This window comes from Myceligenerans salitolerans (genome assembly GCF_017349295.1).
GTDB lineage: Bacteria > Actinomycetota > Actinomycetes > Actinomycetales > Cellulomonadaceae > Myceligenerans > Myceligenerans salitolerans.
Map to the genome: position 1 here is coordinate 40,793 of NZ_JAFMPK010000027.1, position 13,863 is coordinate 54,655.

At 73.9% G+C, this 13,863-nt stretch carries 9 protein-coding genes; 4 read left to right on the forward strand and 5 right to left on the reverse strand.

The genetic code is table 11. From position 1 onward, the window contains the following. Positions 1–4: 4 nt before the first annotated feature. The 3 genes from J0911_RS05615 to J0911_RS05625 form a co-directional block, all read right to left on the reverse strand. Positions 5–3,583 (reverse strand): ATP-dependent helicase, encoded by a 3,579-nt coding sequence (locus tag J0911_RS05615; protein WP_372434841.1) that lies wholly within the window; start codon positions 3,581–3,583, stop codon positions 5–7. Beyond that, positions 3,580–6,933, reverse strand: a complete 3,354-nt coding sequence (locus tag J0911_RS05620) for an ATP-dependent helicase (RefSeq protein ID WP_207274485.1) — start codon at positions 6,931–6,933, stop codon at positions 3,580–3,582. The genes J0911_RS05615 and J0911_RS05620 overlap by 4 nt, the downstream gene beginning before the upstream one ends. Positions 6,934–7,032: 99 nt before the next feature. After that, positions 7,033–7,911 (reverse strand): DUF3152 domain-containing protein, encoded by an 879-nt coding sequence (locus J0911_RS05625; protein WP_207274486.1) that lies wholly within the window; start codon positions 7,909–7,911, stop codon positions 7,033–7,035. A gap of 184 nt (positions 7,912–8,095) precedes the next feature. On the opposite strand from J0911_RS05625, the gene J0911_RS05630 reads away from it, so the two are divergent. The 3 genes from J0911_RS05630 (at position 8,096) to J0911_RS05640 (ending at position 10,622) form a co-directional block, all read left to right on the forward strand. Then, positions 8,096–8,317, forward strand: coding sequence for a DUF3107 domain-containing protein (locus tag J0911_RS05630; RefSeq protein WP_207274487.1), 222 nt, complete (start codon positions 8,096–8,098; stop codon positions 8,315–8,317). A gap of 372 nt (positions 8,318–8,689) precedes the next feature. Then, positions 8,690–10,258: a DEAD/DEAH box helicase gene (locus tag J0911_RS05635; protein ID WP_207274488.1), complete on the forward strand. Its 1,569-nt coding sequence runs from the start codon at positions 8,690–8,692 to the stop codon at positions 10,256–10,258. A gap of 67 nt (positions 10,259–10,325) precedes the next feature. Then, positions 10,326–10,622, forward strand: a complete 297-nt coding sequence (locus tag J0911_RS05640) for a DUF1905 domain-containing protein (protein ID WP_207274489.1) — start codon at positions 10,326–10,328, stop codon at positions 10,620–10,622. 6 nt (positions 10,623–10,628) lie between these two features. Here the strand turns inward: J0911_RS05640 and J0911_RS05645 are convergent, their stop codons facing one another. Next, complete coding sequence (locus tag J0911_RS05645) at positions 10,629–11,255, reverse strand: MarC family protein (protein ID WP_207274490.1); 627 nt, start codon at positions 11,253–11,255, stop codon at positions 10,629–10,631. Further along, a complete protein-coding gene (locus J0911_RS05650) occupies positions 11,252–12,121 on the reverse strand; it encodes a PHP domain-containing protein (protein ID WP_207274491.1) in 870 nt (289 codons plus the stop codon). Before J0911_RS05650 ends, J0911_RS05645 begins: the two co-directional genes overlap by 4 nt. 138 nt (positions 12,122–12,259) lie before the next feature. Here J0911_RS05650 and J0911_RS05655 point away from each other — a divergent pair, with 138 nt between their 5' ends. Then, on the forward strand, positions 12,260–13,855 hold the full coding sequence (locus tag J0911_RS05655; protein ID WP_207274492.1) for an aminopeptidase P family protein: 1,596 nt from the start codon (positions 12,260–12,262) through the stop codon (positions 13,853–13,855). The last annotated feature ends 8 nt before the right edge of the window (positions 13,856–13,863 follow it).

Genomic DNA, 13,863 nt, shown 5'->3' on the forward strand with positions numbered 1-13,863 from the left:
TCGGTCAGGCGGGCGTCGGCGCGTCCCCGTCACCGCGGATGAGCGCCACCAGTTCCGCCTCGCCGAGCAGCCGTTCCGGGCGGACCGTCGTGTCGGAGCCGAGGTAGCAGAAGGCCGCACTGACCTTGTCCAGGGGCAGCCCGGTCCACCGGGACCACGCCAGGCGGTACACCGCGAGCTGGACCTCGCGCGCCGCACGTGCGACGGGGTCGTGCGGTTCGCGGCCCGTCTTCCAGTCCACGACGACGACGCTCCCCGGCTCCCCGTCGGGATCGGGGAAGACCGCGTCCATCCGGCAGCGCAGCATGACTCCTGCCACCGGGGTCTCGACGTCCGCCTCCACCGCTATCGGCGTGCGTGACGCCCACTCCGAACGCAGGAAGGTCTCCCGCAGCTTGGCGAGGTCACCGTCCGCGGGCAGGTCCTCGCCCTCGGCACCGGGCAGGTCGTCGACATCCAGCAGGGAAGCCGACCGGTAGAACTGCTCGACCCAGGCGTGCAGCTGGGTGCCGCGCCGCGCGTGCACGGTCGGCTGTGTCGGGACGGGACGCCGGAGCTGCAGCGTGAAGTCGTCACGGTCGGCCGCGAGCCGTACCAGCCCCGACGCCGACACGTGCGCGGGGAACTCGACCAGGCCCTCGTCACGCTCGGCGCGTTCCGCCAGCAGCATCGCGGCGAGCTCGACGAGGTCGTGTCCCGCGGCGTCGCGGAGCAGCCCGGCGGGAGCCGTCAGGCCGGCCGACGTCGGCCGTCCCCCGGTGGCCGTCGTCCCGTCGGCCCGCGCGGCTTCCTCACCACCGACCAGGGCGGCCGTGGCACGCAGCACCTCCCGTGCCGACGGCGCCGACGCCGGGGCACCGGCGTCGGCCGCCGGCCAGACGGCCGTGTCGGTGACCAGGTCGCGCGGGTTCTCGGCGTCCGGATCCGGCGGCGCCACCCAGCCCTCGGTGGACACGAGCCCGGCGTCCGCCAGTTCCTCCAGGAACACCGACGCCTCGCGTGGACGCGTGGCGGTCCCCCACCACGAACCGGTCAGCAGCAGCTCCCTGCGTGCTCGGGTGAGAGCGACGTAGGCGAGCCGCCGCTCCTCCGCCAGCCGGTGAGCACCGCAGTCCTCCTTGAACTCCTCGCGCAGTGCCACGAGGTCCTTCGTGTCCGACGCCGCCTCCCACCGGAACGCCGGCAGATCCTCCGCGTCACCGCGCAGGTGGTAGGGCAGCTCGCCGAGGCCGCTCAGCCAGCCGCTCGACTTCTCTCCGGACCGTGAGCCCCGGTCCCAGGCCGGGAAGACGCCACCGACCATCCCGGGCACCGCCACCACGTCCCATTCGAGGCCCTTGGCGGCGTGCGCCGTGATGATCTGGACCGCGTCCGGGTCCGGCTCCCGTACCGGCATGTCGAGTCCGTTCTCCCGGGTGCTCGCCACGCCCAGCCAGGCAAGGAAGGCACCGAGCGTGGCCACGTCCGCCGACTGGGCGAACGACGCGGCGACGTCGCGGAAGGCATCCAGGTGCTCACGGCCGCGGTCACTCACCGCTCCCGTGGCTCCCGCGCCGGTGAGCGCGGCCGCCGTGACGGCCTCCACGTCGAGCCCCAGCGCCCGCTCCGCCTGGACCACCAGCTCCGGCAGCGACAGATACGTCAGACCGCGCATCCCGCGCAGCACCTCCGCGAGGGCCGTCAGCCGGGCATGCCCCTGCGGGGTGAGGAACCGCCCGTCCCGTGCGGGCCGGCCCGGTTCCGGGAGGTCGTCGAGCGCATCGATGATGGAACGGTGGTCGACGACGTCACCCTCGACCACCGTCACGTCGTCGGGACCGGGCAGGCCGGTGCCGTGATCCGCCACGGCGGCGTCCGGCCCTTCCGGCGGATCGCCGCCGGTGGCACGTTCGCCGGCACGGCGAGGGTCGTCCTCGCGGGCGAGGTCCGCGGCCCACGATCCGAGGGCGTGCAGGTCCGCGGCACCGAGGTGGACGCGCGGCCCGGTGAGGAGGCGCAGCAACGAGTCGCCGCGGGAGGGGTCGTGCGCGGCTTCCAGGAGCGCCACCACGTCGACCACCTCGGGGGTGGTGAGAAGTCCTCCGAGGCCGACGACCTCGACCGGGAGGCCGGCTGAGCGGAGCGCGACCTCGACCGCGGTGAACTGGGACCGTGCCCGGCACAGGACGGCGGCCGTGACCCGCCCGCCCGGGGCGGTCCCGGGACGCCAGCGCGCGGCCACCCATTCGGCGACGGCGGCGGCCTCCTCCTCGACGGTGGCGGCGACGTGCGCGTCCACGCGACCGTGCCCGGCGCCGGGACGCAGGTCGAGCGGCGGCACGTGCACACCACGTCCCGCCGTCGTACCCGATCCGCCGGCCGCCCGGAGCGGGCCGGCCACGACGTTGGCCGCGGCGAGCACGGCGGCGTCGTTCCGCCATGAGGTGGACAGGTAGTGGACGCGGGCGGCGACGCCGTCGTCACGCCGGAACCGCTCGGGGAAGCGTGCCAGGCCCGAGGCGGACGCCCCACGCCAGCCGTAGATCGACTGGTGCGGGTCGCCGACCGCGATCACCGGGTGGCCGCCGCCGAACAGGCCCGCCAGAAGCTCCACCTGCGCGTACGAGGTGTCCTGGTACTCGTCGAGCAGCACGACCGCGAACCGCGAGCGTTCGGCCGCACCGACGGCGGGAACCGAGCGTGCCAGTTCGGCGGCGAAGGCGACCTGGTCGCCGAAGTCGAGGGTCTCGGTGATCCGCTTGCGGCGGCGGTACTCCACGACGAGATCGACGAGGCGGGCCCGTTCGGCCACCGAACCGATGAGCTGCTCCACGTCCTTGGTGCGTTTGCGCTGCTTCTCGCCGAGGGGTATCGACTCCAGGTGTTCGGCCATGGCGTCGAGGCGGGCACGGGCGTCGGCCGGGTCGAGCAGGTGCTCACCCAGCGCTCCCGACAACGCGACCACTGCCGCGGTCACCGTGCTGACCGCCTTGTCGGTGCCGAGATCCTCCGACCACGACTCCACGACCTGCGACGCGAGTTGCCACTGTTCCGCCTCGCCGAGCAGGCGCGCGCCGGGTTCGACGCCCAGCCGCAGCCCGTGGTCCCCCACGAGCCCGGCCGCGTACGCGTTGTATGTGGCGATGGTGGGCCGGTCGATCGCGAGGTCCGCCGCGCCGGGCAGCGCCTCGCCGGACTCCGCGCCGAGGGCCCGGGCGAGCTGTGCCAGCCGTGTCTGGACACGCTGGGAGAGCTCCCCGGCTGCCTTGCGGGTGAAGGTGAGGCCGAGCACCTCCTCGGGTGAGACCAGGCGGTTCGCGATGAGCCAGACCACGCGTGCCGCCATCGTCTCCGTCTTTCCGGAGCCGGCGCCGGCGACCACGAGCGCGGGTTCGAGAGGGGCCTCGATCACGGCGGCCTGCTCGTCGGTGGGCTCGGGCCTGCCGAGCAGCCGTGCGATGGCGCGCGCGGAGAGTCTCGGGCGACCGGCCTCCGACAGCGCCCGGTCCTGGAGCTGCCGCAGGTCACCGGCCGCGTCGGGGCCGGCCGTCAGGTAGTCGTCGTGGATGACGAAGTCGTCACCGAACAGGGCGTCCTGGCTCACTCGACCACCTTGCGCCCTTCGGGCTGCAACGGGCAGGAGCGACGCACCGAGCACATCTCACAGAGCTTGTTGCGCTGGGCCGCGAAGCTGTCCGAGGCCATCGTGTCCGCCGCCGTCTCCACGACGTCCCGCGCCCAGGACTCGCCGTCGGGCCCGGGAGCGAGCGCCGGCTGGTCCCGGACGGTCGCACCCGCGGACGGCGTGCCGACGTAGACCAGGCTCGCGCCCTTGCTGACCGTGCCCTCGGGAAGGTCCAACGCGTTCTGCTCCACCGCGAGCTGGTAGGCGCCGAGCTGAGGATTCTCGGCGGCCTCGGCCTTCGACTGCGCCGACTTGCCGGTCTTCAGGTCCGCGACCCGGACCGCGCCGTCACCGGCGTCCTCGACCCGGTCGACCTGGCCACGCAGCCGCGCCCGCCCCACGCGCACGTCGAAGTCCGCCTCCACCAGCAGCGGCTCGCCGGAGCCTGCCAGGTAGGCCGCGAGCCGCTCGACCATCTGCTCGGCCCGCCCGCGCAGCTGCCGCGAGGGCCAGCCTTCCGGCAGGGCGAGTTCCGGCCACCGCCGGTCCAGCTCGGCCTTCAGCTCGTGCAGGGAACCCCGCGGCATGTCCTGGGCGATGGAGTGCAGCAGCGTACCGAGGCTCTGGTGGGTGGCGTCGGGCGCCGTTCCCCCGGCCGCCTCGAACACCCAGCGCAGGGCACACGTGGTAACCGTCTCCACCTTCGACGGCGAGACCGTCACGGTCTGACGCGGACCCCACAGCGGTGCGTCGCTCGACGGTCCCGCCACGCCGTACCACGTCGTGGGATCCGCCTCGGCGACACCCGCGGCCGCCAGGTCCGCCAGCAGCCGGGCGGCGGCCCGCGCGGACTCGCCGACTCCGGCGGACGCCGGATCGGCCGACGTGACGGCCCTGACCAGCTCGGCCCGTGCGGCGGCCACGACGCCGCGCAGATCGAGCGGCGGGCCGACCACGGCGCGGCGCGGGTCAGGACCTCCACCGTCGTCGTCCCGCGGCGAGATCAGGTCGCAGAAGACGCTCGGAGCGTCCTCGGCGTCCTCGACGGCGGTCACCAGCAGCCGGCGACGAGCGCGTGAGACCGCCACCGCGAAGGCGCGCAGTTCGTCGGCGAGCACCTGCCGGCGGGCTTCGGCGCCGTGCACCCGCGCGTCGTCGGCACGCCCCGCGTAGAGCTCGACCAGCGCCTGGGAGCCGAGCAGCGAGTCACGAAGGCGCAGGTCGGGCCAGACGCCGTCCTGCACCCCGGCCACCACGACGACGTCCCACTCGCGGCCCGCCGCGCCCGCCGGGGTCAGCGCCTCGACCGCGCCCGCGCCCGAGCCGGACGCCGCGAGCGAGTCGGCCGGCAGGTCCTGCGACTCCAGGTAGTCCACGAATGCCGACACCGGCGCCCCCGGCATCCGGTCCACGAACGTCTCCGCCGCGCGGAACAGCGCGAGCACCGCGTCGAGATCCCGGTCGGCACGCAGGGCGCCCGGACCACCACCCAGCGCGTACCTGCGCCAGCGCTCGGCGAGGCCCGTGGCCTCCCAGACCGCCCACAGCACGGTCTGGGCCGTGGCACCCGGCTCGGCGGCCGCCGCACGGCCCGCCGCGAGCACGGACGCCACCCGGACGGGTGCCTGCCGCACCGGCTCGGGGAGCAGCCCGGCCCGGGCCGGGTCCCCGAGCACCTCCACGAGCAACGCGTCGGAGGTGCGCCCCCCGCCCTCGGCCAGTTCCTCCGACCGCAGCGCTCGCCGTAGCCGGCGCAGCGCCACGGCGTCGAGTCCGCCGATCGGGGAGGTGAGCAGAAGGGCGGCCGTCCCCGGGTCCAGGGCGCCGGTCTCCGCGCCGTCGATCTCGGCGGCGATGAGAGCCTCCAGGCTGCCGCGCGGCGCCCCGGCGGCGACCCGGGCGGCCGCGAGCAGCGGGGCCACCGCGGGCTCGTCCCGAAGCGGCAGGTCCGAGCCGAGCAGGGCCACCGGGACCGAGGCCGAGGCCAGTTCCCTGCGCAGGGCCGCCAGCCGGGTCCCGCTCCTCGCGATCACCGCCATGTGCTCCCAGGGTGTGCCGTGCAAGAGGTGTTCCGCCCGCAGCTCGCGTGCGATCCAGGCGGCCTCCTGCGCGGCGCCCGGCAGCACCGCCACGCGTACCGCCTCGGCCGCGCCGGCCTCGGAGGTGCCGCCCTCCGCGCCGTCCCCGGCGGGGCCGCGACCGTCCGGCTCACCGCCGTCGCGCCCGGCTCCGGGGCGAGCCGCCGCGCGACGGTGGAGTGCGCTCGCCAGAACGGGGATCCGTCCGGTCACGGCGCGCGTCACCCCACGCAGCTCGGCCCCCTGCCGCCACGCCGTGCCGAGGACCACCGTCACGGCATCGAACGCCCCCACGGGGCCCGGACTCGCGGCCGCACGGCCCACCAGGCCCGGCGCGGCGCCCCGGAAGCCCTGGACGGCACTGTCGGGATCCCCCAGGAGCACCAGGCGAGCTCCGTCCTCGCGCAGCACGTGCAGGAACCGGGCGGTGGCCGCCGTCGCCTCCTGGTAGTCGTCCACGACCACCAGGTCCCACGTGAGACGTGGCAGCCCGGGAAGGTCCTGTTCCCAGGACCGCAGCGCGTGCGTCGCCTCGTCCACCACGACGGCGGGGTCGTAGCGCGCTCCCGTGTCGGGGGTACCCGACCGCAACGTCATGACGTCGAGGTACTCCTCGTACAGCCGGGCCGCCATGACCCATTCCGGACGGCCGTGCTCCCTGCCCAGACGGTGCAGTTCCACCGGCCCCAGACCGCGTTCGGCGGCACGCATCAGCAGGTCACGGAGTTCCTGGCGAAGTCCGCGCAGCGACAGGGAGTCCGCCGGCAGACCCGGCGGCAGCTCCAGGCCCGCGCCGCTGCCGTCGGCGTGCCCGGCCAGCAGCTCCGCCAGGATCAGGTCCTGCTCCGGCCCGGACACCAGGGTGGGCGGCGGTGCGTCGAGGGCCAGCTCACGGGTGCGCAGGATCGAGAAGGCCGCGGACGCGGCCGTACGCACCATCGGCGCCCCGACGGTCCGGCCCGCCCGGGTCGCGACGTCGTCCCGCATCCGGGCGGCCGAGCGCCGTGACGCCGCCAGGACCAGCACACGCTCCGGCGGCGCGCCCGCTCGCAACGCCTGGACGGCCACCTGTGCCGCCACCGTCGTCTTGCCCGTGCCCGGCGCGCCGGCGACAAGGGTGACCGGCCGGGACAGAGCAACCTCCACCGCCTCCGCCTGGGTGTCGTCCAAAGGGCGCACAGCGGTGTCGCGCCGGTCCGGCCCGGGCGGCACGAGCCGGAGTCTCGGGAGTGCTGTCGTCACGCGGAGCATCCCATCACGAGACACTGACACCGTCCCTCCACCACAGTCCGCACGGCGTGTACGCACCGCCCGGCGCGGGTGGCCGTCGGAGCAGCGGCCCAGGAGCCGTCAGCGCCTGCCGGGCGCCGGCCACGGCTCCGGCCGGCAACCCTGGGTCGACAGCGTCTGCTGAAGCATCACGGTGCCCCGCTTCCCCCGGCCGGCGCACTCGTCGTGCGGATGGCCGAGCACGTGGCCCACCTCGTGGTTCACCAGGTACTGGCGGTAGCGCGCGTCGCTCTCCCAGGCGTCGGAGCCGTGGACCCAGCGCCGGAAGTTCAGGACGGCGGTCCCGATGACCCCGCAGGAGAGCGTCCCGCCGGTGTCGAGCGGATGGCACAGCTCGTCGGTGGTCCGCGGGCTGGCCAGCACGACGCGGAAGTCGTGGTCGTCGGTGTCCGTCCGCGCGAACGTCACGCCGTCCACCGACGACCAGCCACGGCGGTCGTTCAGCGTCGTCATGACGGCGTCCGCGAAGACACCGTGGTCGACGGGAAGTCCTCGCTCGACGGCCACCCGCACCCGCAGCACCTCGCCGTCCCCGGGCGCGCCCTCCCGCCCCGGCACGGTGCGCAGCTTTCCGGACGCCCGCCCCGGCACCTCGGCGTCCTCCAGCAGCCCCGAGCCGGGGTCCGGCACGGGGCTCGGAGCGGGGGCCCGGCGTGCCGCCCGCCTCGGAGCCGGGCCCTCCGGCTCCCGTGCGGTCTCCGACGACATCTCCGGCGACCGCAGGCCGGACGAGGGTGGCCGCGCGGCATCGATCAGGCTCCCGTCCTCGTGGCGGACCTCGGCGCCCTGCCCCGCCACACGGTCGAGCATCGCCCGCACGGCGTCCCGCGACTCCGCGGGGCGCTGGTACGCCGTCGCAGCGGCACCCGCGCCCACACCCACCACGAGCACGAGCAGCAGTGCCAGGGCGGATCGGCCGGAGCGGGGAGCCTTCTGCACGAAGAACATCGTGCCACGAGGTCACGGACCGGTCACGCGGGTGTACCACGGGTTCGCGCCGAGATGTTCCCGCATCGGCCCTCGGCGAAACCGCGCGATCCGCGGAGCTCGCCGTGGTTAGGATCGCGACGAGCCGGGATCCTCCGGCGCCCCGCCGCCCGTCCGGGCACGTGAAGGAGTGAACGTGGAAGTCACCATCGGTGTGCAGCACCTGCCGCGCGAGGTCGTCGTCGAGACCGAGGAGGCGGCCGACGCGATCGCCGCCGCGGTGCGGAAGGCACTGCCCGACGGCGTCCTGGAACTCACCGACACCCGCGGCCGCCGCGTCGTCGTTCCCGCTCAGCACATCGGCTACGTCGAGATCGGTACCGAGGAACCGCGCAAGGTGGGCTTCGGCTCCCTCTGACCGGCCCGGGGCCGCCGCAACGACCCGGAGACCTGGCTCGGCGTCCCGCCACGCCTCGGACGCACACAGCCGGTCCCGGGCCCGCAGAGGTCGCGGGAACCCCGGCGCGAGGCACAGCCCTCACGGGGCCGAGCCCGGCGGCCCCGGAGAACACCCGAAACCTCGACCGCGTACCATGAGCCACGTAATCGGTTGCCCGGTCGTCCTGTTCACGACTTCCGACTCCGCGCTCCGGCCGCCCGGCCGCCCCGCGGAACTCGCAGCCCGGAGCGCCACGACGGCGCCGGGCCAGCGACGAATCTTCACGATCGGCTGCCGCACGAACGGCGCGTGCCGATCGCCCGCAGGGGGCAGTTGCCGCGCCGACGAGAGATGAAGGCGCCAGTGACCACCACCGACAGCCAGGCCGCGAGTACGGCCGAGACCGTTTCCGATTCCCCCGACTACAGCACGCCCTCCGCGATCCAGGCCCAGAACGTGACGTTCGCGGACTTCGGAGTCCGCGAGGAGATCGTCGACGCCCTCCGCGACTCGGGCATCACGCACCCCTTCCCGATCCAGGCGATGACGCTACCGGTCGCGATGAGCGGCCACGACATCATCGGCCAGGCGAAGACCGGGACCGGCAAGACCCTGGGCTTCGGTGTCCCGCTGCTGCACCGCATCGTCGCCCCCGGCGAGGAGGGCTACGACCAGCTCGTCGCGCCGGGCAAGCCGCAGGCCGTGGTCGTCGTCCCGACCCGCGAGCTCGCGGTGCAGGTCGCGAACGACCTGGCCACCGCCTCGGCGAAGCGTTCCGTACGCATCGTGCAGGTGTACGGCGGCAGGGCGTACGAGCCGCAGATCGAGGCCCTGCGCAAGGGTGTCGACGTCGTCGTCGGCACGCCGGGCCGCATGATCGACCTGATGAACCAGGGACACCTGACCCTGCTGCGGGCCGGCACCGTGGTGCTGGACGAGGCCGACGAGATGCTCGACCTCGGCTTCCTGCCCGACGTCGAGAAGATCCTCTCCCGCACCCCCGCGCAGCGGCACACCATGCTGTTCAGCGCCACGATGCCGGGCGCCGTGGTGAGCATGGCCCGCCGGTACATGAAGCAGCCCACGCACATCCGTGCCGCGGACCCGGACGAGGGTTTCACGGTCAAGAACATCGCGCAGGTCGTGTACCGCGCGCACGCGCTGGACAAGGTCGAGGTCCTGGCGCGCATCCTCCAGGCCGAGGGTCGGGGCCGGACCATCGTGTTCGCACGTACCAAGCGCACCGCCGCCAAGGTCGCCGACGACCTGCGCGAGCGCGGGTTCGCCGCCGGCGCCATCCACGGCGACCTCGGTCAGGGTGCTCGTGAGCAGGCGCTGCGCGCGTTCCGCAACGAGAAGATCGACGTCCTCGTCGCCACCGACGTCGCCGCCCGCGGCATCGACGTCGACGACGTCACCCACGTCGTGAACTACCAGTGTCCGGAGGACGAGCGCACGTACCTGCACCGCACCGGCCGCACGGGCCGGGCGGGCAACAAGGGCACGGCCGTCACGTTCGTGGACTGGGACGACGTCCCGCGCTGGAAGCTCATCGACAAAGCCCTGGAGCTCGGCATCCCGGAGCCGGTCGAGACCTACTCGACGTCCCCGCACCTGTTCTCCGAGCTCGGCATCCCCGAGGGCACCAAGGGCCGCCTGCCTCAGAGCAAGCGCGTGCTCGAGGGCCTCGAGGGCGAGCGGCTCGAGGATCTCGGGGAGACCGGCAAGCGCGCCGGCTCGGCCGGCCGTAGCCGGAGCGGGAACCGCAGCCGGGGTGGTGCGGCGTCGGACGGCAGCCCGACACCGGACCGGGGCACGGGAGGAACGCCCGAGCGCGACGGCACCTCGAACCGCCGTCGTACCCGGAACCGGCGCCGTACCCGGGGCGGCCGCCCCGCCACCCCGCCGTCGGAGAACTGACGCACCGCCCGTACGCTCCGGCCCCGCGACCGGCCGCCTCCGCGAGGCCGGAGCGTACGATCCACCCGTGCGTGCATCGTTCAGCGCTCCGCTGTGGCAGTGGGAGGCCCGGTCGGAGGCCTGGTGGTTCGTCACCGTACCGGCCGACGTCTCCGACGACCTGGCCGACCTTCCCCTGCCGCCACGTGGCTTCGGATCCATCCGCGTCGAGGTCACCGTGGGGTCGACCACCTGGCGCACCTCGGTCTTTCCGTCGGACCGGGAGGGGGGCTACGTGCTGCCGATGAAGAAGGCGGTACGCACCAAGGAGCACCTCACGGCCCACGATCCGGTCTCCGTCACGCTGGAGACGGTCGACCACTGACGACGGTCAGTGCCCTGTCAGGATCTCGGGGTCGGTGACGAACTGGGTCACCGCCGTCGCGATCATCTGCACCGCGATCGCGGCCAGCAGCACACCCGCGATCCGGGTCACCAGCGTCACGCCGTCGTCCCGGAGGACGCGCTGGATGATGTTCGCGAACCGCATCGACAGCCACACGCAGACGTGCACCGCCACGACCCCGGCGCCGATCACGGCCCAGGACGCGAGCTCGGCGTGCTCCTCGACGAACACCATGGTGGCGACGATGGTGCCCGGCCCGGCGAGCAGCGGGGTACCCAGCGGCACCATCGCGACGTTGGTGTTGGCTGACGCCGACGGCTCCTCGGCCTTGCCCGTCAGCAGTTCCATCGCCACGAACAACAGCAGCAGACCGCCCGCCGCGCGCAGGGCCGGCAGGGAGATGCCCATGTAGGCCAGCACGTACTTGCCGAACACCGCGAAGATGACGACCACCAGGAACGACACCAGGATCGCCTGCCGTGCGGCGCGGTTGCGCCGTTTGTGGTCCATGCTGCTGGTCAGGCCGAGGAACACGGGCACCGTGCCCGGCGGATCCATGATCACGAACAGCGTCACGAAGACGGTCGCGAAGAGCGCCAGGAGCTCGTTCATGCGTGGTTCCCCGCCTCCGGCCGGAGCACCTCGCGTGCCCCCTGCCGCTCGATCTCGGCCAGCACCTGCGGTGTGGTCGTGTTCTCCCCGATCCGGTTCGCCTTCCCGCGCCCGTGGTAGTCGCTCGAACCGGTGACCAGCAGGCCCAGTGCGTCCGCGAGCACGACCAGCCGGTGCCTCGCCCGGGCGTCGTGGTCGCGGTGATGGACCTCGAGCCCGGCGAGGCCGGCGCCCGCGAGGTCGGCGATCGTCTCGTCCGGCACGATCCGCCCCCGACGGTCCGCTCCGGGGTGAGCGAACACGGGGACGCCGCCGGCGTCGCGGACGAGGCGGACGACCTCCACGGCGTCGGGCGCGTAGTGCGGTGCGTAGTACGGGCTTCCCGTGTGGAGCATCGTGGCGAACGCCTCGTCGCGGTCGACGACCGCTCCGGCGGCGACCAGGGCGTCGGCGAGGTGAGGGCGGCCGATCGTCGTGCCCGGTTCGGTCTGCGCCAGAACGTCCTCCCAGGTGATCGGATAGTCCTCGGCGAGCAGCCCGACCATCCGCTCCGCCCGGGTCGCCCGCGACTCGCGCGTCCTTCGCAGTTCGGCCAGCAGCCCGGGGTGTCCGGGATCGTGCAGGTAGGCGAGGACGTGGACACCCACGGGACGGGCGCCCACGAGCGCGTGCGCCGAGATCTCGATACCGCGGACGAGAGCTGGTCCTTCGCCGGCCGCGGCGGCGGCCGCCTCGTCCCAGCCGGCGGTCGTGTCGTGGTCGGTCAGCGCGACGGCCGTGAGCCCGGCGGCGGCAGCGACCTTCACCACCTGCGCCGGGCTGTCGGTGCCGTCCGACGCCGTGGAGTGGGTGTGGAGGTCGATCACGGACCGAGTCTAGAGTTTCCGCGCCCGGCACGGCTCCGCGCCGGGCGTGACGTCCGGCACGCGGCGGCCGGGTGCGGTCACACGGGCGGGGGCGAGGCCGGCTACCGGGTGCGTGCGTGCGAGTGCGAGACTGGTCGCATGAGCGAGAACACCACCTCGTCCGACCAGTCCATCGAGGAGCGGGGATCCAACCGCTCGCAGCGTCCTGCGTCCCGGGCCTTCAAGAACTTCGTGATGTCGCAGTGGGCACCGCGGGCGGACCTGGGTGTCAGCGCTTCCCGCGCGGTGCCGTTCACGGCCACCCGCAGGGCCGCCCTCTCCACCCGGCTGCCCGGAGCCCGTCTGGTGATCCCTGCCGGCCCGCTGCGCACCCGGTCCAACGACACGGACTACCGGTTCCGCCCGCACTCGGCGTTCGCCCACCTCACGGGTCTGGGTACGGACCAGGAGCCCGACGCGGTGCTCGTGCTGGAGCCGGTCGAGGAGGGAACCGGTGATCCCGCGGCCGACGGGACGCCGTCGAACCATCACGCCGTGCTGTACGTGCGGCCTCTCGCGCCGCGCGACAACGAGGAGTTCTTCGCGGACGCCCGCTACGGCGAGTTCTGGGTGGGGGCCCGGCCGACCCTGGCCGACGTCGAGACGCTCACGGGCATCGAGGCCCGGCACGTCGACGAGCTGAAGGACGCGCTGGCCAAGGACGTCGGGGACGGTGGCGTCGTGCTGCTCGTCATGACGGGTGCCGACGAGGAGATCGAGACACTGGTCGACGCGATCCGCGCCGAGGCCGGTCTCGACCTGGCCGAGCGTGCCGAGGCGGAGGCGTCCGCGGAGGCCGCGGAGCGGGCGTCGGACGTCCTGGACGACGCCGCACTCGTCGAGGCGGCCTCGGAGATCCGGCTGCTCAAGGACGAGCTGGAGATCGAGCACCTGCGCGAGGCCGTGGCCCGGACGATCGAGGGCTTCGAGGCCGTGGTCCGTGCGCTCCCCCGCGCGGTGGCCCACCGGCGTGGCGAGCGCGTCATCGAGACGACGTTCGACGCGAACGCGCGCCTCGAGGGCAACGCCGTGGGCTACGAGACGATCGCGGCCGCCGGCGACCATGCGACGACACTGCACTGGATCCGCAACGACGGCGAGGTGCGTGAGGGCGACCTGGTGCTGCTCGACGGCGGCGTCGAGGTGGACTCGCTGTACACGGCGGACGTGACGCGCACGCTGCCGGTGGGTGGCGAGTACAGCGACGTGCAGCGACGGATCTACCGGGCCGTGCTGGACGCCGCGGACGCGGCGTTCGCGGTCGCCCGGCCCGGCGCGCGATTCCGAGACCTGCACGACGCGGCGATGGAGGTGATCGCGGCGCGGCTCGAGGAGTGGGGCCTGCTGCCCGACGGCGTGACCGCGGCGGAGGCTCTCGGCCAGGACGGGCAGCAGCACCGGCGGTGGATGGTGCACGGCACGAGCCACCATCTGGGCCTGGACGTGCACGACTGCGCGCAGGCGCGACGCGAGATGTACCTGGACGGCGAACTGACCCCCGGCATGGTGTTCACCATCGAGCCGGGCCTGTACTTCAAGGCCGACGACCTCGCCGTCCCCGAGGAGTACCGCGGCATCGGGGTGCGCATCGAGGACGACGTACTGATCACCGCCGACGGCAACGAGAACCTCTCGGCGGCGCTGCCGCGCGAGCCGGAGGCCGTCGAGGCGTGGATGGCGGGCCTGCGCGGCTGACCCGCCGG

Bases quoted from the DNA above. Each gene is read 5' to 3' on its own strand.
- J0911_RS05645 (WP_207274490.1), bottom strand. From the start codon at position 11,255: ATGAACGAGCTCCTGGCGCTCTTCGCGACCGTCTTCGTGACGCTGTTC.
- J0911_RS05620 (WP_207274485.1), bottom strand. From the start codon at position 6,933: ATGCTCCGCGTGACGACAGCACTCCCGAGACTCCGGCTCGTGCCGCCC.
- J0911_RS05635 (WP_207274488.1), top strand. From the start codon at position 8,690: ATGAAGGCGCCAGTGACCACCACCGACAGCCAGGCCGCGAGTACGGCC.
- J0911_RS05655 (WP_207274492.1), top strand. From the start codon at position 12,260: ATGAGCGAGAACACCACCTCGTCCGACCAGTCCATCGAGGAGCGGGGA.